Origin of the sequence: Psychromonas marina, assembly GCF_030161115.1 — a bacterium.
Classification (GTDB): domain Bacteria; phylum Pseudomonadota; class Gammaproteobacteria; order Enterobacterales; family Psychromonadaceae; genus Psychromonas; species Psychromonas marina.
Genome location: NZ_BSPQ01000001.1, coordinates 397476 through 416542, shown reverse-complemented (window position 1 = coordinate 416542; position 19067 = coordinate 397476). Strand labels below are relative to the sequence as shown.

Below are 19067 nucleotides of genomic sequence, written 5' to 3'. Positions count from 1 at the left end.
ATTATCACTAAGGAAAAAAATGATACCTGTGATTAGGCGTGGTTTTACAGCGCATTTATGGTCATCAGGCGGATATAATCGTAACGCAGTTGTGACAAAAATAGGAAAACGTTTTATATTACCCTGTTTCAATTTTAGAGTGATTAAATGCAACCGTTTGAGCTAAAAAAACGCCAGTTACTAATGGCGTTAATAATAGAGTTAGAGAGTGCATTACAAAAGCAACAACTTTGGCAAAGTGAAAGACCAAGTGAGCAAGCACTAGCAAGCAAACTTCCCTTTGCGATTGATCACTTGAATTTTGTGCAGTGGTTACAGTTTATATTTATCGAAAAAATAACCTTGTTATTGCAGCAAAATTTACCCTTACCTACGTCGATGGCGATCGCGCCGATGGCCAGTGAATATTTTAAAGTACAAATTAATAGTTGCCCTGAGATAGTGGCGCTAATTACCCGTATCGATTTAACCATTAATGAGAAAGTGTGATGTTAGAAGTAGCAGAGCAGGCTTCGCCTGATTTAGAGATAATTTATCGTGATGAACACCTTATTGCGATCAATAAACCCTCTGGTTTATTAGTGCATCGTAGTTGGCTTGATAGCCATGCGACGGAGTTTGCCGTACAAAAGTTACGTGACCAAATCGGTGAGCATGTCTACCCTGCACACCGTTTAGATAGACCCACTTCTGGGGTGCTACTGTTTCTACTCGATAAAACCTATGCGAACGATTTAATGGAACAGTTCGCTGAGCAGCGAACAGAAAAGCGTTACTTAGCGGTCGTGCGTGGCCATATTGGGGAAGGTTTTTTAGATTACGCGCTGAAAAAGAAACTCGATAAAATTGCCGATAAACATGCCAACCCAGATCAAGAAGCGCAAGAGGCACAAACGGAATATAAAGGTATCGCATTTAGTGAATTGCCAATTGCAGTGCGCCCTTATCCGCAATCTCGTTATTCGCTGGTCGAGTTAGTACCTAAAACCGGACGACGTCATCAACTGCGTCGCCATATGAAGCATCTTCATCACCCTATTATCGGTGATACTACCCATGGTGATGGTAAACATAATCAGATGTTTCGTGATAATTTTGATTCCGACCGCCTGTTATTACATTCTGCATACCTTGGGTTTACCCACCCGGTGACAGGCAAGAAAGTAGAAATTCATGCTCCATTAGATGATACGTTTAACTCATTATTAGCAACATTAAAATTGGATGTTAACAGATGCACAAATTAATAAACCGAATTGCCATCATTGCGCTTATTGTTATTGCTGGTTGGTATTTCCTGCAAAGCAAAATAAATTCACCTGTTGAGTGTGAAAAAGCAGCGGGTGTTTGGAACGAAAATGCAGAGACCTGTGAGCAATCAACGGCACAAAAAATATATGAAGATATCTCTTCAGCTTACCCAATGACCATGGACTATCCTGAAACAGACTTTGAAGTAAGCATTGATAAAATAGAAAAGATAAATGAAATTCATTATTTACGTGGTCATTATGAAAAAGTATTGCAGGAACCACAAGGTGAGAAAGAAGGGATTTATGAACGCGCTTCGTTGTATCTAAATATGTCAAAAATGGTGATATTAAACGAGCCGGAGAGTGGTTTAGTTCACTATACAGCCCCTTTCATTACTAATACTGCCGGTGGCGCTGTTTATGTCTATGTTGGGCTATTTTCTTACGATATGAAAAGTCATCAAAGTGAGCACCTTGATTCTGTTTTATTAGGGGAGCGTGTTAGAAGAGAAAATATTACCCAAATCAAAGATCATCTGCAGGTTGATTTTAGATCCTATGCTGAAAAACAAGACTTTTTAGAGTTTCCAAGTGAAACAAGTGCGATATACCTGAAAGTGGTTAATGACTTTTCAAAATTTGAACAGGTACAAAGAATGCACAGTAGTTGGGATGAAAACAGTGATGGTATTAATGACTGTGAATCTGATGGCAGTTGTGATCATACTTTCGACTATACCTTACCGCGTATTGAAGAGATTTAATGAAGCTAAATTGTGATGTAGGTGAAGGCTTTGCGAGTGACCAAGCGGTCATCCCTTTTGTGGGGCAAGTTAATATTGCCTGCGGCTTACACGCAGGTGATGCTGACTTGATGGCGAAAACTATTGCTATCGCCAAGGCTAATGATGTGCAAATAGGTGCACATCCGAGTTATAACGACCGAGAAAATTTTGGTCGTTTACCTACCTCATTAACAGCAATGGAAGTTAAACACCTCATCTGCTATCAGGTGGGGGCTTTACAAAGCCTAGCGCGTTTGCAAGGTCGCAATGTTGAGTACGTTAAACCACATGGTGCTTTATATAATCAGATGATGGCCGATGAGGTCGTTTTTACTGCCATTATTGAAGCGATAAGTGCAATTGAACTGCCGCTTAAGTTGATGATTCTGGCACGTCCAGATCTACATAACTATCAGCAGATAGCAAAAACAAATGGCGTGTTATTACTCTTAGAAGCCTTTGCTGATCGTGCTTATGATGATCAAGGCTACCTTGTTCAACGCTCAGAGCATGGGGCACTGTTAGCGACACCAGAGCAGGTAGAAGCACAGGTTAAGCAGCTAATCGAAGATTCAACTATTACGACGATTAATGGCAACAAGCTCGCTTTGCAAGTTGATTCAATTTGTGTGCATGGTGATAACCCAATTGCTGTTCAACAGATTCAAACATTAGCGAAGTTACTGCGATGATAAAAGCGGTTAATGAGACCTGCTTTTTAATCACCTTAAGTGATCAAATTGACCTTTCATTAACGGCGCAGATCGCCCAATTAGTTAAGTTAATCGAAACTGAACTTGCTGATGCTTTAGTTGATATTACCCCTTCATATAGCAGTATATTAGTTGAAATAGACCTATTAAAAATATCCCCTTTAGTGGCTGAACAGCAGTTAATCGCACTATCTCAGCAAACCAGTCAAGCAAGCGATCTAACTGGCAAGCTGATTGAACTACCCGTTTATTATGATATGACGGTGGGCTGGGACCTTAATAAAGTAGCCTGTGATAACAATCTCTCCGTAAACGATGTGATCAATATTCACAGCGAAAAAATATATCAAGTGTGCGCCATCGGTTTTGCGCCCGGATTTGCTTTTTTAGCTGAGTTAAATGAAAGAATTAACCAACCAAGACATATTTGTCCACGTGCGTTTGTGCCAGCGGGTAGTGTTGCTATTGCCGATAAACAGAGCGCGGTTTATCCCAGTGATAGCCCAGGAGGTTGGCATATTATTGGTAATTGCCCAATCTCACTGTTTAATATTAAACATACTCCTATTAGCCCCTTTAAGATTGGCGATCGCGTCAAATTTACTGCGATAAATTTACAGCAGTTTATTGATCTTGGAGGCAAAATAATCGATGAACAATAAAACCGGTTTAGTCGTTAAAAAAGCGGGGCTGTTTACACAACTACAAGACCGAGGGCGTTTTAACCAAGCACAACAAGGGTTAAGCCAAGGTGGGCTGTGTGATGAGTTAGCTGCAGGCTGGGCAAACTATCTGCTTGGTAATTCCTCTAATGCTGCATTACTGGAAATTAGTTTTGGACAAGCTGAGTTTGAGGCGTGTTGTGACATGATGTTGTCCTTAACGGGCGCACCTATGAATGCATCGGTTAAGCGTTTATCTGGCAAAGTTATCAAGCAGAAAAATAATTGTTCTTTTTCTTTAAAACACGGAGAAAGCCTAATACTTTCCTATGCAACAAGCGGTGTGCGCGCTTACTTAGCAGTGCTGGGCGGCTTTGCAGTCGAGCCTGTTTTAGGCAGTGTAAGTACGGTGAAACGAAATTTAATGGGCGGGTTACATAAAGAGGGTTGTGCGCTACAAGATGGTGAATTTTTACCGATATTGTCAGCACAGCGCTTGGCTGTTGTACAGCAAATGCCACAACAATTTATTCCCGATTACTCACAAACTATCACGCTCTCCGTGATTGAGTCTTATCAGAGCGAGCAGTTTTTGGTCAGTGAAAAATCGACATTTTATAGCACGGAATATGCGATCGATAAACACAGTGATCGCATGGGAATGCGCTTGCAAGGTGAGGCGATTAAAGGCCATTTACAGGGTATCGTTTCCGAAGGTATTGCTCTGGGCAGTGTACAAATTCCCGCCGATGGACAACCCATTATTCTTTTACAGGATAGGCAAACATTAGGGGGCTACCCTAAACTAGGCTGCGTCGCGCGTTGTGATCTCAGCCGACTTGCGCAGCAAAGTATCGGAACAAAAGTCCGTTTTAAGCGAGGGGACTTAGCTGTTGAGCGTTTGCGTTATCTGCAACGTTTACGTTTTTTTAATCGCTGAATAACGCAAAAAATAGTCAAACATTATTTGTAATTAATTGTTTTAAAATAGCATTAAATATCAACTCTTTTTGTATCAGTTATTTAGGCATTTATTTTCAGCTGTAAACTAAGCTTAATAGATTAGCGTGTTACTCAAGGAGAAGACAATGACACACAAATATACTTACCTCGCAGCACTGCTACCCCTGTTTATGCTCAGTGGTTGTGGCTCCTCAAGCGATAACACCTCTGAGGGGGAAACTACTTTTTCTTTATCAGTGAGTGATGCACCCGTTGATGATCTGTCAGAAGTGATGGTCTGTTTTTCTCAAGTCGAGCTAAAAGGAGGATCAGAAGATCTTCTTTTTGAAGTCGGTGACGGTGATAATATGATCATGCCCAATGAGGCCTGCGTCGATGATAATGAAGTGGTTATCGCTAACACCTTAGGTATTGACCTGTTAGCTTACCCTGGTAGTGCGTCGTTCACATTATTAGAAGATATTATTATCCCAGCGGGAGAATATTCTCAGCTGCGTTTAGCGATCTCTGATGGCTCTTATGGGGTGCTTGAAGATAGCAGTAAAGTTGAGATTCAAGTTCCGTCAAATGAGCTTAAACTTGATGGTTTTACTGCCGTTATTTCAGGGGTAAGTGATTTAACCGTGGAGTTTGACCTGCGTAAGGGGATGACTGACCCTGTGGGGCAAGATCATTATATTTTAAAACCTCGTGGCGTTCGTTTAGTGGATAACAGCACCTCTGCAACCATCTCCGGTAGTGCTGATGCATTGCAACTTTGTTCGCTGACTGCGCCCGAAGAGGGGGATTTTGGCGGCAGTATTTATCTCTATCAAGGTTTTAATCTTGATATTAATGATTTGTCTGATAATGGCGGTAGTGGCACTTATTTACCTTACGCAAGTACACTTGTTAGTTATGATGGCGAAAATTATGGTTATGAGATCGGTTTTGTTGCAGCGGATGATTATACTATCGCTTTTAGTTGTGCGACCGAGGATGATCCCGATGAAGATGACGGCATCACTTTCCTACAAAAACAAGAGATGACATTAGAAAGCAGCGATATTGTGGTAAATTTTGAGGCTACAGACCTGTAAGTTATGTATCAGTTAATTTTTTATGTGCCAGAAGCACATTGTGAAATGGTCAAGTCAGCACTCTTTGATGCGGGTGCTGGCAAGGTTGGTAATTACGATCACTGTGCTTGGCAGGTGTTAGGAACAGGGCAGTTTAGACCACTAAAAAACAGTGATGCGTTTATTGGTGAAGTCGATAAACTGGAAAAATTAGCCGAGTTTCGCGTCGAAATGGTATGCGAAAAACAACAGATAAAGTCGGTATTAACAGCATTGATTGATAGCCATCCCTATCAAACTCCCGCCTATAGTGTCATCGATATTAAAACCCTCGATGACTTTTAACTTTGAACTTCCCCAAGAAAAACAATTAAATAACTCATTAAAAATGTAAAATTAATATAAAATAAGCCCTTAATCATCATTCATCTTCGATGCTGAAAAATGGAAAGTAAGTTAATGGGCATATTATCTACTCTTTTTTATCAATTTTTTTTATTCAGTTTGATATCACTCTCGTCTGCAACGATCGCTGCTGATTATGTTGGTAGTAAAAGCTGTGTGGATTGCCATGAACAGGCTTATCAATCATGGCAGGGGTCACATCATCAATTAGCAATGCAACATGCTAATGAAACCTCCATGCTGGGTGACTTTAATGATGCTCGCTTTAAATTTGATGGCAAGGAAAATCACTTTTATAGGAAAGGTGAGCAGTATTGGGTGAATATCGAAGGGCCAGATGGTCAATTTCATGACTACCAAATTAAATATACTTTTGGTGTCACGCCGCTACAGCAATATATGGTTGAGTTTGCTGATGGACGAGTACAACTGATTCCATTTAGCTGGGATGCACGTCCCAAGAAAGAGGGCGGGCAACGTTGGTATCATCTTTATCCTGATATGGCTAAAAGTGATGAATTTTATTGGACAAATACAGGGCAAAATTGGAACTTCATGTGTGCTGATTGCCACTCCACTAATCTGCAAAAAAATTACAATGCACAGACTAACCAATATAAAACTACATGGTCTGAAATTAGTGTCGGTTGCGAAGCTTGTCATGGGCCGGGAAGTGAGCATTTAACATTAGCACAGCAGTTGGAAAATACTGGTATGGGCTTTGATGGACATTTTGGATTCGACCGTGACCTCTCCAAACCCGTCAAAGAGTGGGTTTACAAAGAGGGTAGTACAACGCTACAACCACAACAGATTGAACAAACACAGCAATTACAAGTCTGTGCGCAGTGTCATAGTCGACGCATTCAGCTTAATGAAACAAATAGCCATGTGACAGGTAAATTTTTAGATCGTTATCTGCTGAGCAATATAACCGCTGAACTGTATCATTTTGATGGTCAAATTTATGACGAAGATTATGTCTATGGCTCTTTTTTACAGAGTAAAATGGCTGAAAAGGGGATCGCTTGTACTAATTGTCATAATCCACATAGCGCGAAATTACAGGTGCCTGAGCAAGCTATATGTGCACAATGTCATCTTGGTAACGAATACTCACCACAGAATCATACTTTTCATGAAGCCAACAGTGAAGCTTCAAAATGTACCACCTGTCATATGCCTGAAACGACTTATATGCAGGTTGACCCAAGGCGTGATCATAGTTGGCAGATACCCAGACCGGATCTCAGTAAAAATATTGATACACCTAATGTGTGTACAAGTTGCCATGAAGATAAAAGCAATGACTGGGCAGATAAAGCCTTATTATCATGGTTTCCAAATTCCAAATATCGTCAGCAAGCTCATTTTAGTATCGCATTTTACGCGAGCAGTATTAATCATAGTAGTGCTGAAAGTGCATTGACCTATATTGCCCAAGAGCCAAGCCAAAGTAATATTATTCGTGCATCGGCACTGGAAAGGTTATCCAATCATCCCGGCAAAAATAGCTTAAACGCTTTAACTGCTGCAGTAAGTGATAACAATGAAATGGTGCGCCTTAGTGTCGTTAAAGGAAGTAGCCCTTATCCGTTAGCAGAGCGCTGGCAGTTATTGGAACCCTTACTTAAAGATACTGTTTATGCGGTGCGCAGCAGTGCTGCTGGAGCTCTAGTACAGTATTGGAGTGGTTTGACTGAACAACAGCGTAACGCGCTTAAACCTGCATTAGCTGAATATATTGAGATTCAACAATTTAATAGTGATCGTGGTTCAAGCCGAACTAACTTAGGAAATGTATATCGTGCCCAGGGTCAATATGATCAGGCTATTGCGGCGTATCAGCAAGCGATAAAAATAGAGCCGATTTTTGCAAATAGTTATGTCAATCTCGCTGACCTTTATCGTGCTCAAAATAAGGAAGAGCAAGCGTTCGCTATATTAAGTAAAGGCATTAAAGCGCAACCACGTTCAGGCATGTTAAGTTATTCAGCCGGGCTATCTTTATTACGACAAAGTAAACCTAAGCAGGCGGTAAATCTATTTGAGCAAGCAACTAAAGTTGAGCCGAATAATGCACAATATTGGTTAGTTTATGGTTTATCGTTAGAGAAGGTTGATTTGTCAAAAGCGAGTGCCGCACTTAATCAAGCGTTTCAACTCAGTGCTAACCCGGAACACTTGTATGCACGGTGCGACATGTTAGTAAAGTACAAAGCACCGACTGCAATAGCTTGCATTGAAGCACTCAAACCTTATGCCCCTGAAAATATTATTAGCCAATTAAAGCAACGATTAAATCAATAGAGGTAGTTATATTAGGATTTGTGATAAACAGAAAAAAGCCCATTTTCATGGGCTTATATTGTTCTTAATAATAATTCTAACGGTGGTTAGTTACCCACACCGCCAGTGTTAGCGGTAGCCATATCGGGTGTCATGGCTGGCCAGTCTTTAAATGTTGCTAGATGTTTTGCAACAGCTTCTTGAGCCGGACCAAAAGCCCACATTTTTTCACCCATCCATTTCATGTACATACCCGACTCTTCTGCAGCACGCTCATAAGGGTCGCGGCGTAAATTGAACAGTAGTGGTGCATTTAATGCATCTTTCGGGCCTCCCCAACCATGATTTTGAACTACAAAGTGCGCTTTCCAATCACCAATACGAACTGCTTGCAGGTTAGTGCCCTCATAATAGAAGACCTCTTTACGATTTGAATCACCATCTTTAGTGAGCATATCCACCTGATTATAACCGTCAAGGTGTGCTTTAAAGCCTTCATGACCCTTCAGCATCTTCTGTTTTAGATCGCTAGGACCTCCTGCTGCTGCAACCAGTGTTGGTAGCCAATCCATACCATCAAAAATACCATTATTGACCGAACCTGCAGGTATTTTTGCTGGCCAACTCACTAATGCAGGTGCACGTACGCCACCTTCCCAAGTCGTACCTTTTTCGCCTTTAAAGGGGGTCATACCACCATCGGGCCAAGTCATGATCTCGGGGCCATTATCAGAGGTGAAAATAATAATAGTATTATCAGCAATGCCTAGCTCTTCAATTTTAGCGAGCATTTCACCGACATGATCATCAAGATCTTTCATGACAACTTCCTGCAATCCCCAGCCATTCTGGCCTAACATCGCTTCATATTTAGGCGATAAATGGGTCCACACATGTCCTCGTGATGGGCAGTACCAAGTAAAGAAAGGTTTATCGGCTTTTACCGCGCGCTCGATAAAATTGATCGTATGGTAATTCACTTCATCATCCAATGTACGCATGCGATCGGTGCTAAGAGGGCCATCATCTTCGATTGTTTGATTACCGTTACCGTCGGATTTTGCATAAATGACATTACGAGGTGCAAATTTTTGAAAGTCAGGGTCTTTAGGCCAATCGGGATCTTCTGTGTATTCCATCGCATTGAGGTGATACAACCATCCCCAGTACTCATCAAAGCCATGCATGGTTGGTAGGAATTCATCTCGATCACCAAGGTGGTTTTTACCGAACTGTCCAGTCATGTACCCCATTTTTTTAAGTACTTCTGGTAATGTTGGCGTCTCTTGATTTAAACCGATAGGGCCACCCGGCAGACCAACCGTATGCATACCCGTTCGCGCCGGAAATTGCCCGGTTAAAAATGCAGAGCGTCCAGCGGTACAAGAGGGCTGTGCGTAATAATCGGTTAATAACATGCCTTTTTTAGCAATGCTGTCGATATTCGGGGTTTGACTACTCATCACGCCATTGTGATATGCACTCAGGTTAGAGATACCAATGTCATCGGTAAAGATAACAAAGATGTTGGGTTTTTCTTGTGCTGCATTGGTTGCAAACGACAGCGTGGTTAACATCCCTACGATTAGGGAAAGCATTATCCTATTCATCATTTCTCCTCTAAAGCAGATTGCTCAGCTTTTTTAATCATCATTAATCCAACAGTACCGAAACCAAACTCGAGTAGCATGTATACGATAAGTAACCAGTGAGGCAACCCATCAACCACCAAACTGAGTAATCGACCGAGTGCTAAACCAAACATAAACACCACTAAGCTATACAAAGCGGGCTGGTGGTATTTTTTAGTAAATGCGCCGAGCAGCCAAAACAGGACTAAGCATAAATAAAGTCCCATGACCGCTCTGAATATATGACTTACGTTGGTAGGTGCTGCATCAATGCCAAATAACCAATGCATTGAACTACTTGGTTGAAGACCGTAGGATAGCGCTATCGGCGTTAACCCTGCAGCGGCGACTAATAAAAATTTTTTTTCAATTTTCATATTAAGCCTTTGTTAAATTTGACCTAAACAAAGCGTAGGTTAAGTTGCTAGAGGGGCAAGTTGGTAAAGGGATAAATAACAAAAATATATCAATGTGTAGTGTGTGTCATAAAAAAAACAATAAGCGAAGAGAAGTGACCATTTTAGTCTATGAGAGTATTAATTCTAGGTGAGTCGCTAAAAAGAAGCGTGTTGTTGTAGAGTGATTATAGCTTGTTAGGGCCCTAAGACTATGGGCACTATTTTAGAAAATGATCTCTTTCAGTTAGCAATGACAAAAGGCAATATTTACTCCGATCGTTTTGCTGAGTTTATGTAAGGTGGGAGTTTTCCTCGTAGAGGCTGGTAAGTTGGCAGTATCTACTTCTATTGTTATTTATTTTTTATGTGTACTTTATGTTTTATTGGTGTGTTAGTGTGTTGTCATGATTCTGTAATAATTATTATTTACATTCATATGCTTACATATAGCTAACTTTTAGTATCAACAGACAATAATGGGAAACATAATGAATATTTCAAGATGTAGGTCGCTAATAGCAGTAGGTTTTACCCTGTGTATAACAGCTCAATCTGTCAACGCTGAAACATTACGTTTATTAACTTGGGGTGGTTATGCGCCTAAGATTGTCGTTGATATGTTTAAAGCTGAAACAGGCATCGATGTAGAAGTGACAAAATCCAATAACGAAGACATGATCGCCAAGCTTTCTGCGACGCGTGGAGGCGGTTTTGATCTTGTACAGCCTAGCCAAGATAGAATTGCGAGTGCTCATGCTGAGTTTAATATTTATAAACCCATTGATATGTCTCAAATAGATAATAAATTATTTGTCGCTAGTATGCTTGATGCGACGTTGAAATCGTCAATGTATGAAGGGAAATCTTATGGTGTTCCACATATTTGGGGAACGTCTGGATTAATCGTCAACTCAGAACAAGCTGCCAACGTGAAAGATTATACCGACCTATGTAATGATACTTACAGGGGAAAAGTGACCTACCGTTTAAAACGTCCGACACTGATCGCCTTTGCTTTCTCTATGGGATTAGACCCATTTGCCGCTTATGATGATCCGGCTGAATATGAAAAAATAATGTTGCAAGTACAGGATAAATTAATTAGCTGTAAAGCGAATGTCAAAGCCTATTGGTCAGGTGGCGATGCAATGAAAAACTTAATGCGCAGCAATGAAACTGTTGCGGCAATGGCTTGGGATGCAGGTGGTTGGCAACTTAATGATGATAATAAAGCGATCAGTTTTGTTGCGCCAACATCAGGCGCGCTAGGTTGGATTGATGCATTTGCAATACCACGAAAAAGTAAAAATGAAAGTGCTGCCTACAAGTGGATAAATTTTGTTATGCAACCTAAAGTCGCTGCGATGATTACTGATTCAGCTGGTAATTTTACCGCTTCAAAAGGCGCTGATGATTTTGTAAATGCGTCATTAAGAGCAAAATATAAAGCAAGTTTCGATACTGCTGCGATTGATAATATTAAGTGGTACCCACCCGTACCTGCCGGTTTAGAGATGATCGAAGGCAAGGTATTAGATCGTATCAAAGCGGCAAAATAGTCACTCATTATTCAAGTCAATAAGGTGTAACAGTAGTTACACCTTACATTTTACTTCAATTAAATTTCATTCAATCAACAACTAGGAAATAATGTGCTTAATCATATGGAGTTTGATTTGCAATGCACCGATATCGTCAGGAAATTTGATGATTTCACTGCCGTTGACCACGTCTCATTTGCAATAAAAAAGGGCAGCTTTTTCTCTATATTAGGGCCATCTGGTTGTGGTAAGACAACCTTATTACGTATGCTTGCAGGTTTTGATAACCCCACATCAGGGGAAATCATCATTAAAGGCAAATCAATGAATGGTGTTGCCCCTAATAAACGCCCTGTAAATATGGTTTTTCAACACCTCGCACTTTTCCCAAATATGAATGTCTCAGAAAACATCGCCTATGGTTTACACCGTCAAGGTATTAATAAAGTTGAAATAAAGCACAGAGTAGAGCAAGTGTTAGCGCGCGTTAATCTTGCGGGCAGTGGTAACAAACAAATTACACAATTATCTGGCGGGCAAAAACAACGTATTGCGATCGCTAGATGCCTGGTTTTAAATCCGGATGTCTTACTGCTGGATGAACCTTTAGGTGCCTTGGACTTAAAGTTACGAGAACACATGAAAGTTGAATTGAAACAACTTCAACAAGAGTTCGAAACGACCTTTGTTTATATTACCCATGACCAATCTGAAGCCCTGGTCATGAGCGATCAAGTTGCGGTAATGAACCATGGGCAATTCCAACAAGTCGGTGACCCTCAGCAGTTATATTATCAACCGGATAATGCATTTGTAGCTGGTTTTGTGGGGGATAGTAATAAATGGTCGGCTAGTGTCATTGATATTCTGCCTGATTCATTAAAAGTAAAAACAACAACGGGATTAATTCTCTCCGTGAGTAAGGTTGACAACAAATCACTCATCATTGGTTCAGAAGTCGACATCTTTATACGTCCAGAGGCGGTGCATATATCGCAACAAGTAACCGCAAATTTACAAGATAACCATTTGAACATTAAGATTAACAATATCTTATTTGATGGTGCGAATAGCCAATTATTAGTCGAAGAACAAAACTCTGGTGAAGAGATAAAGGTTAAGTTACCCCAAACCGCGGAATTTATGCATTTACAAAAGGGCGATAAGCTACAAATTTCATTTCCCTTCCAACAAGTAAAAACATTTCCTAAAGAATTAGAAGTGTCATGAAAACAATCGGCACAGCAAATGCGCGCACACCAATTAAATTGGGCCTGTTGTTACTACTTTGCCCGATTCTATTATGGCTGTTTTTGTTAGTCATTTTACCTCAATTAACCATGTTAAATATCTCTCTGCAAGAACGTGTCGCACCGCGCATCTATGAATATGGCTTTAGTAATTTTATCGCTTTTTTTACTGAACCATTATATTGGAACACTTTTTTACGCACTGCGATCATGTCGATCATTGCCACGATCTTAACCTTAATCATTGCTTTCCCAATCTCTTATTACATCGCAAAAATGTTAAGAGGGCGTGCTAAAGGTTTATTGTTTGTGCTTTGTTTAATCCCGTTTTGGGTCAGTGAACTAGTGCGCACCTACGGTTGGATGATTTTATTGCGTGAAAGTGGTGTCATTAGTACTTTCCTGCAATACATCGGTCTTGTTGATGGCCCGATCGAGTTTCTTTATACCGACGCAACCATCATGTTAGGTCTCGTCTATAGCAGTATGTTGTTTATGGTTGTGCCTTTGACATCAACCTTAGACAGCCTTGATGATAGTTACATTGAAGCGGGTTACGACTTGGGCGGCAACGGATTTTCTGTTTTTTGGCATATCGTTGTACCGCATGCAAAACCTGCGATTGTATCGGGGTGTATCGTGGTATTTATGCTCACTTTAGGTAATTATTTAACACCGATTCTACTTGGTGGTAAATCAAGTTTATGGTTTACAGAGCAAATATTTACCCAATTCATTACGCGCTTTAACTGGCAACAGGGTTCGGCATTTGGCGTGTTGTTATTATCCATATCGTCATTGATAGTGTGGCTTGGCTTAAAACTCAGCCGACAATCATTCAGCAAAGTCATGTCTTAGGAGGCGCTTTATGATTCCATCGATTCCCCAGTCAAAGTTATTTAAATCAAGTTTCAGGCTGTATGCTTTTATATTCTTTACTTTTTTAATGGCGCCATTGGTTGTTGTTGCAGTGTTTGCATTCAACGACAGCTTATTTCCCTCTTTACCTTGGCAGGGTTTTACCTGGGGTTGGTTTTTCTCGGATGCAGAGCCAAAACTCGGTTTATTTCATGATCAGCAGTTATATAAATCAATCGGAACAAGTTTTTTGGTTGCCAGTTTTACGACTATTTTAGCCGTGTCTTTAGCTGTCAATAATGCGTTTTTATTTGAACGAAAAACCTTTCCGGGTAAAAATATTTTATATATGTTGATGTTATTGCCCTTAGTGATACCGGGGGTTATTTTAGGTGTTTCGATCTTAATTATGAGTTCAACGATTGCCAATTATTTTGACGAAGTATGGGCTATTGATATCGAAATACTGAGACCTGGTTTGGCATTGGTCGTCGTCGGTCAGTTCGCTTTCATTACGACGATTTGTACCTTGATTGTTGCTGCACGGTTACGTAATTTTGATCTCAGTTTAGAAGAGGCCGCGTTAAATTTAGGGGCAACCAAGTTACAGGCGATACGCACGATTACAATTCCTTACCTATTGCCTGCGATTGTTGGTGCCGCCGTGATCAGTTTTTTTATGTCCTTCGAAAACTTCAATACGACCTTGATGTTGGTTGGTTCCGACAGCCCGTTAACTATTACTCTTTATGATCGCCTGCGTGAAGGTGCCACACCTGTTATCAATGCGGTTTCATTATTATTAATGCTCGCGAGTATATTATTGGCATTCGCTAATTATTTTCTTAAGGGAAAAAATAGTTCTATTAAGTAATGAGCTAATCTGAGCGGGGGAGTGGTGTTGTCGATTTGAGAGAATGATATTTTAGCTACGTTAACAGGCTGTTGAAAGCGCAGACATGTATTGCCGTCTATAAAAAAAGCCCACTGTTATACCTATAACACTGGGCTTTGTACTGATCTCATTAACGGTCTTTATAAGAAAGAGCCGTGTTTAATGGCTATTTCAAAATAGTCTCTGCTGCTCCATCTAAAGCATCAGTAACACTCTGACGACCTTGTATGGCATTCTCAATGGCTGCCTTTTCGGCATACCAAAACTTAGACATTTCAGCTATATTAGGCATCACTTCACCTGTTTCGGCATTGCTCATTGTTGCATTGATACGAGGATCTTCTTCCAATTCGGCTTGGTAAGATTTTAATGCGACAGCACCGAGTGGCTTATCATCATTAACAAGTGCTAGGCCTTCATCGGTTAACAGATAATTTTCAATAAAGTCTTTTGCTAATAATTCATTTTCGCTTGCACTATTAATACCGGCTGTTAAAACACCTACAAATGGTCTCGCTGATTTACTTCTATAGGTTGGAAGTACTGCAACACCGTAGTTAATACCGCTTTTATCTAGATTAGCCCATGACCAAGGACCATTGATAGTCATTGCTGTTTTGCCGCTGTTAAATGCAGACTCGGCAATCGCATAATCGACATCAGGGCTTACTTCTTTACGTTCAATCATATCGACAATAAACTGTAATGCGCCTTTAGCACCCGTCGTATTAACGCCAGTATCCTGGGGATTGTACGTGCCGTCTTGAAATTCAAATGCATAACCACCATCGGCCGCCAGTAATGGCCAGCTAAAGAAAGGTTCTGATAGGTTCCACATGATGGCAGATTTATTGTCTTTTTTCAGACGTTGATCAATGGCGCTTACCTCTTCCCAAGTGGTAGGAGGTGTGGCAATTAAATCTTTATTATAGATAAGAGAAAGAGATTCGACTGCGATAGGGTAACCCACATATTTATTGTTATAAGTCACCGCATTCCAAGTGAAATTAATTATTTTATCTTTGAAAGCTTCGCTTGGTTTTACTTCAGCCAGCAAGCCGGCTTTTGCCCATTGCCCAAAGCGATCGTGTGCCCAAAATATAATATCTGGTCCATCACCGGTTGCTGCGACTTGTTGATACTTTTCTGCTAATTCATCTGGGTGTGCAACAATCACTTTTACCCCGGTATCATATTCAAATTTTTTGCCAACTAACGCTAATCCGTCGTAACCTTTATCACCATTTATCCATATTGTTAGCTGTGCTGAAGATGCTGGGGCAGGCTGGTTTTTGTTGATCGTCTGAGTAACAAACCAAATAATGGTAATGAGTACCGCCGCAAAAAGCAGAGCAATTAATATTTTTAAATTTTTGGATAATTTTCCTAACAAGTGGCGCATATTTTGTCCTTTATTATAGGTGAAGCTAATTCAGCATAAGGCAGATTAGATTCTTATTAATGAGTGAATCTGGTCAATAAAATCAATGATTTTATAGGCCAATATATAACTATTTTAAGTGCCGGAATTGCCCCCCCGCACTGATGCCCCTTGAACCAAGTAACGTGCCTCTAATACTATTATTAAAGGCATGCTAGACATCACTTACACAATGAAACCAATATTTTTTGTGGTGCACCGCTCTCAGAGAATTGAAGACTCCAAACATATTTCCCTGACTCAGGTAATGCTACGGTGGTATTTTGTTCGTAATAGCCTTTCTTTAAACTGTTTTCAACAGCGGGTTCTAAAGCCAAGTAATTAGCGGTGAATTGTAATGACCAGTCTTTGCTCGCATACTGCATTTGGTAACGACCTGCTTTCTCATTAATAACGACTTGATAGATATTATTTCCTTTATATTTAAAGGCGCGTTTATTGTCAGTTCCCCAAGCAGTATTTTTAAAGTTCCCTCGAATATATAGCTGCTTTTTAATTGGGCCTCTTTCATTTATTGTTGGGTTATTACACGCTGCCATAAAATCTTTACGCGACATTTTTATGGGTGTTTTTTGTTTTTCCTGCTCCATAACTTTTGCCACTTGTCCTACTTTTTCCAGCTCTATAACTTTTGCCGTTTGTGCTGCTTTTTCCAGGGCGATAAGTTTTGCCATTTGTGCTGCTTTTTTCTGCTCTTTAAGTTTTGCTGCTTTTTCTAACTCTTTACGCTTTGCTAGCTGCGCTGCTTTTTTCTGCTCTTTAAGTTTTGCTAGTTGTGCCGCTTTTTCCTGCTCTTTGAGTTTTGCTATTTGTGCTGCCTTTGCTACCTCTACCGGATCTTCTTTAATGATAAGACCTGCGAATGCTTTAGTCCCTCGCTGCTGATTTACTTCACATTGTTTAGTGGCAGACGTTGAACTTGCACAGTATTTTTGTAGTACGTTCTTGAGGTTACTAACACAGTTTTCGAACTTGTTTTTTACACTATTCGGAATATTTACCTGTGAATAAAGCGGCATATTTGCAGCAACGTTGCCTTGCCTAATCAGTGTTTTTTTAGATCTTAAAAAGCGTAAATATAAATTGGTTGAATAGAATATTTGACCGTATTGAGACACCTCGCCACTATATTCATAGATGTTTTTATCGTAACGATCATAGAAAGATAAGGTGATGTTGCGATTAGGTTTTATTGAATGTGGAATTGATGACAGCATTCCTCTTTGTATTTCACCCTCTGCGACTTCTACTTGAAAGGTGTAAAAAACCGGTGCACCCTCAGTGGTTAAGTGATCGCCACTTTTATAGTTTAAAGTGCATGCGGATTCTCCGATTTTTTGCACTTTAACCTCGTTTTTGCCTTTTTTTACCTGCGCCAGTGTTTCTATTGAAGCTAGGCTAAAAGATGACATAAAAATTAAACTTACAATTAAAGCGTTGCGGTACATCCCTTTATCCCTATTTTGAAAGCCCATATAAATGGGCTTTTTATTTTTTGTTACAATAATGGATTAATCACATTATTAATGAGCCATTTAAGCTTCTATTTTTTCTCATCGCCAGGGAATAGTTCAAGTGTAAAATCATCCCAGAAGGAGTCCTCACTGAATGTCTCGCTGAGGATTTCAGGGGCCTTTTCTGAATTAGTCTCGGACTTCTTAATCGAAGTAAGTAATGTTTGAAAGTTTGAAATCATGTAATTGAATACCTTGGCGATATCAGCAAATTCATCTTTACTTTTTGTCTCGACAACAATGGTTAAATCGTTGCTTTCAGATATTTTCATAATCGCGTTTTTAATATGTGAAATAGCACTAATAATATTGCGCGATAATGCCCAGGCAGTGATAATCGAAATTAAGAGTGCCAAGATGAATAATGCGTAAGTAATTTTCATGATTTTACTCATATATTCACTACTCGCTTCATTACTTTGTTTCACTAAACTCATCAAATTAGATTGAAACTCTATGGCATTTTGATTCATTGTTTTTTGGAAACCTTGATCATAGTGATGACCTAGTTTTTGTTGCTCATTAGTCAGTAATGAAAATGTTGCTTTATAGGCTTCTAGTGCCTCTAAGGTCAGCTTTTTCTGGGAGTTCATTAAGAAGCTTGTTTTCACACTGTTATGCAATACATCAAAATCGTTATTAAATTTTTCAAGGTATTTATCATCAAAGAGAAGCATGTAATTCTTTTCACTGCTTCGTACTTCCAGCATCATTTTTAAGAATATAACAGAGTCAGGAATAGTCGCTTCTACGTTGTTGGCCGCGTCACTAAGTTCACCGTAAAGACCATCTTGAGGGGTAAAGCCAATGCGTCTTTGTGCTTCAACAACTTTACTAAAAAATCGTTCATAGTTAGCTAGGTTTTGGCTTAGCGAGATCGTCTCAAGACTTGATATGTTGATCTCTTTTAAGTCTTCTTTTAATTTTTCAATTCTTAACTTCAGGTTGGTAATTTGATAGTTAAATTGCTCCGCATAAGAGACCTTCTTGCGCACTAAAAAGTTCTTTTCATGGAGTCTTAATTGCAATACTCCGGCTTCAATTTTACTGGTATTTTGTGCGAGTAGAATTTCTTGCTGTGCTGTAGAGGCAGAGAAGTTCATTAGAAATAGCATGGCTAACATGCTCGAGACAGTGACCGCAGTGTTGATGATTAATTTGTTTTTAATTAGCATGTGATTTTTGTTTCACCCGTTTAAATTGCTTTGAATTATTGGTTTTTAGCTGCATTGATAATGTCTATACAGCCATTCTTTAGCGTCTAATGTTTAAATTATTACTTGAATCACGAGGACAATAGGGTTTATTTTCCTCCTTGTTATGGTGACGTTTAATGACAGAATTTAATGTTATTAAACGGCTTTTACATTAGATACATCGTTCTGTTTGCTGTATGTCTATGAATAATAGG

General features: G+C 39.8%; 18 protein-coding genes. 13 read left to right on the top strand and 5 right to left on the bottom strand.

Going from position 1 to position 19067, the window contains the following annotated elements:
- Positions 1 to 147: 147 nt before the first annotated feature.
- The 9 genes from QQK09_RS02045 (at position 148) to QQK09_RS02005 (ending at position 8149) form a co-directional block, all read left to right on the top strand.
- Positions 148 to 489, top strand: coding sequence for a YqcC family protein (locus QQK09_RS02045; protein ID WP_284202443.1), 342 nt, complete (start codon positions 148 to 150; stop codon positions 487 to 489).
- Entirely contained in the window at positions 489 to 1247 is a 759-nt protein-coding gene (gene truC / locus QQK09_RS02040; RefSeq protein WP_284202848.1) for a tRNA pseudouridine(65) synthase TruC, read from the top strand. Before QQK09_RS02045 ends, truC begins: the two co-directional genes overlap by 1 nt.
- A complete protein-coding gene (locus tag QQK09_RS02035; RefSeq protein WP_284202442.1) occupies positions 1235 to 2017 on the top strand; it encodes a hypothetical protein in 783 nt (260 codons plus the stop codon). The genes truC and QQK09_RS02035 overlap by 13 nt, the downstream gene beginning before the upstream one ends.
- Positions 2017 to 2730: a 5-oxoprolinase subunit PxpA gene (locus QQK09_RS02030; protein WP_284202441.1), complete on the top strand. Its 714-nt coding sequence runs from the start codon at positions 2017 to 2019 to the stop codon at positions 2728 to 2730. Before QQK09_RS02035 ends, QQK09_RS02030 begins: the two co-directional genes overlap by 1 nt.
- A complete protein-coding gene (pxpB, locus tag QQK09_RS02025; RefSeq protein ID WP_284202440.1) occupies positions 2727 to 3413 on the top strand; it encodes a 5-oxoprolinase subunit PxpB in 687 nt (228 codons plus the stop codon). The genes QQK09_RS02030 and pxpB overlap by 4 nt, the downstream gene beginning before the upstream one ends.
- A complete protein-coding gene (locus tag QQK09_RS02020; RefSeq protein ID WP_284202439.1) occupies positions 3403 to 4353 on the top strand; it encodes a 5-oxoprolinase subunit C family protein in 951 nt (316 codons plus the stop codon). Before pxpB ends, QQK09_RS02020 begins: the two co-directional genes overlap by 11 nt.
- Before the next feature lie 148 nt (positions 4354 to 4501).
- Positions 4502 to 5455 carry a DUF4382 domain-containing protein gene (locus QQK09_RS02015; protein WP_284202438.1) on the top strand — a complete coding sequence of 318 codons (954 nt, stop codon included), beginning with the start codon at positions 4502 to 4504 and terminating at the stop codon, positions 5453 to 5455.
- Between the two features lie 3 nt (positions 5456 to 5458).
- Positions 5459 to 5779 (top strand): YqfO family protein, encoded by a 321-nt coding sequence (locus tag QQK09_RS02010; protein WP_284202437.1) that lies wholly within the window; start codon positions 5459 to 5461, stop codon positions 5777 to 5779.
- 114 nt (positions 5780 to 5893) lie between these two features.
- Entirely contained in the window at positions 5894 to 8149 is a 2256-nt protein-coding gene (locus QQK09_RS02005; RefSeq protein WP_284202436.1) for a tetratricopeptide repeat protein, read from the top strand.
- A gap of 86 nt (positions 8150 to 8235) precedes the next feature.
- Here the strand turns inward: QQK09_RS02005 and QQK09_RS02000 are convergent, their stop codons facing one another.
- A complete protein-coding gene (locus tag QQK09_RS02000; protein ID WP_284202435.1) occupies positions 8236 to 9738 on the bottom strand; it encodes an arylsulfatase in 1503 nt (500 codons plus the stop codon).
- Positions 9738 to 10136, bottom strand: coding sequence for a DUF4345 domain-containing protein (locus QQK09_RS01995; protein WP_284202434.1), 399 nt, complete (start codon positions 10134 to 10136; stop codon positions 9738 to 9740). Before QQK09_RS01995 ends, QQK09_RS02000 begins: the two co-directional genes overlap by 1 nt.
- Before the next feature lie 509 nt (positions 10137 to 10645).
- Between QQK09_RS01995 and QQK09_RS01990 the strand changes: the two genes are divergently transcribed.
- The 4 genes from QQK09_RS01990 to QQK09_RS01975 all read left to right on the top strand — a co-directional run bounded on the left by QQK09_RS01990 (position 10646) and on the right by QQK09_RS01975 (position 14680).
- Complete coding sequence (locus QQK09_RS01990) at positions 10646 to 11716, top strand: extracellular solute-binding protein (RefSeq protein ID WP_284202433.1); 1071 nt, start codon at positions 10646 to 10648, stop codon at positions 11714 to 11716.
- 93 nt (positions 11717 to 11809) lie between these two features.
- Positions 11810 to 12928 carry an ABC transporter ATP-binding protein gene (locus tag QQK09_RS01985; RefSeq protein WP_284202432.1) on the top strand — a complete coding sequence of 373 codons (1119 nt, stop codon included), beginning with the start codon at positions 11810 to 11812 and terminating at the stop codon, positions 12926 to 12928.
- Complete coding sequence (locus tag QQK09_RS01980) at positions 12925 to 13806, top strand: ABC transporter permease (RefSeq protein WP_284202430.1); 882 nt, start codon at positions 12925 to 12927, stop codon at positions 13804 to 13806. The genes QQK09_RS01985 and QQK09_RS01980 overlap by 4 nt, the downstream gene beginning before the upstream one ends.
- A gap of 10 nt (positions 13807 to 13816) precedes the next feature.
- Positions 13817 to 14680, top strand: a complete 864-nt coding sequence (locus tag QQK09_RS01975; protein ID WP_284202429.1) for an ABC transporter permease — start codon at positions 13817 to 13819, stop codon at positions 14678 to 14680.
- Positions 14681 to 14867: 187 nt separating this feature from the next.
- Here QQK09_RS01975 and malE read toward each other — a convergent pair whose 3' ends face one another.
- From malE to QQK09_RS01960, 3 genes are all read right to left on the bottom strand, one after another.
- On the bottom strand, positions 14868 to 16103 hold the full coding sequence (malE, locus tag QQK09_RS01970; protein WP_284202428.1) for a maltose/maltodextrin ABC transporter substrate-binding protein MalE: 1236 nt from the start codon (positions 16101 to 16103) through the stop codon (positions 14868 to 14870).
- 200 nt (positions 16104 to 16303) lie between these two features.
- Complete coding sequence (locus QQK09_RS01965; protein ID WP_284202427.1) at positions 16304 to 17554, bottom strand: early set domain-containing protein; 1251 nt, start codon at positions 17552 to 17554, stop codon at positions 16304 to 16306.
- Positions 17555 to 17685: 131 nt separating this feature from the next.
- Positions 17686 to 18831: a HAMP domain-containing protein gene (locus tag QQK09_RS01960; RefSeq protein ID WP_284202426.1), complete on the bottom strand. Its 1146-nt coding sequence runs from the start codon at positions 18829 to 18831 to the stop codon at positions 17686 to 17688.
- Positions 18832 to 19067 lie beyond the last annotated feature (236 nt).

Excerpts from the sequence above, each read along its gene's own strand:
- QQK09_RS02045 (WP_284202443.1), top strand. The coding sequence starts at position 148 with ATGCAACCGTTTGAGCTAAAAAAACGCCAGTTACTAATGGCGTTAATA.
- truC (WP_284202848.1), top strand. The coding sequence starts at position 489 with ATGTTAGAAGTAGCAGAGCAGGCTTCGCCTGATTTAGAGATAATTTAT.
- QQK09_RS02035 (WP_284202442.1), top strand. The coding sequence starts at position 1,235 with ATGCACAAATTAATAAACCGAATTGCCATCATTGCGCTTATTGTTATT.
- QQK09_RS02030 (WP_284202441.1), top strand. The coding sequence starts at position 2,017 with ATGAAGCTAAATTGTGATGTAGGTGAAGGCTTTGCGAGTGACCAAGCG.
- pxpB (WP_284202440.1), top strand. The coding sequence starts at position 2,727 with ATGATAAAAGCGGTTAATGAGACCTGCTTTTTAATCACCTTAAGTGAT.
- QQK09_RS02020 (WP_284202439.1), top strand. The coding sequence starts at position 3,403 with ATGAACAATAAAACCGGTTTAGTCGTTAAAAAAGCGGGGCTGTTTACA.
- QQK09_RS02015 (WP_284202438.1), top strand. The coding sequence starts at position 4,502 with ATGACACACAAATATACTTACCTCGCAGCACTGCTACCCCTGTTTATG.
- QQK09_RS02010 (WP_284202437.1), top strand. The coding sequence starts at position 5,459 with ATGTATCAGTTAATTTTTTATGTGCCAGAAGCACATTGTGAAATGGTC.
- QQK09_RS02005 (WP_284202436.1), top strand. The coding sequence starts at position 5,894 with ATGGGCATATTATCTACTCTTTTTTATCAATTTTTTTTATTCAGTTTG.
- QQK09_RS02000 (WP_284202435.1), bottom strand. The coding sequence starts at position 9,738 with ATGAATAGGATAATGCTTTCCCTAATCGTAGGGATGTTAACCACGCTG.
- QQK09_RS01995 (WP_284202434.1), bottom strand. The coding sequence starts at position 10,136 with ATGAAAATTGAAAAAAAATTTTTATTAGTCGCCGCTGCAGGGTTAACG.
- QQK09_RS01990 (WP_284202433.1), top strand. The coding sequence starts at position 10,646 with ATGAATATTTCAAGATGTAGGTCGCTAATAGCAGTAGGTTTTACCCTG.
- QQK09_RS01980 (WP_284202430.1), top strand. The coding sequence starts at position 12,925 with ATGAAAACAATCGGCACAGCAAATGCGCGCACACCAATTAAATTGGGC.
- QQK09_RS01975 (WP_284202429.1), top strand. The coding sequence starts at position 13,817 with ATGATTCCATCGATTCCCCAGTCAAAGTTATTTAAATCAAGTTTCAGG.
- malE (WP_284202428.1), bottom strand. The coding sequence starts at position 16,103 with ATGCGCCACTTGTTAGGAAAATTATCCAAAAATTTAAAAATATTAATT.
- QQK09_RS01965 (WP_284202427.1), bottom strand. The coding sequence starts at position 17,554 with ATGTCATCTTTTAGCCTAGCTTCAATAGAAACACTGGCGCAGGTAAAA.
- QQK09_RS01960 (WP_284202426.1), bottom strand. The coding sequence starts at position 18,831 with ATGCTAATTAAAAACAAATTAATCATCAACACTGCGGTCACTGTCTCG.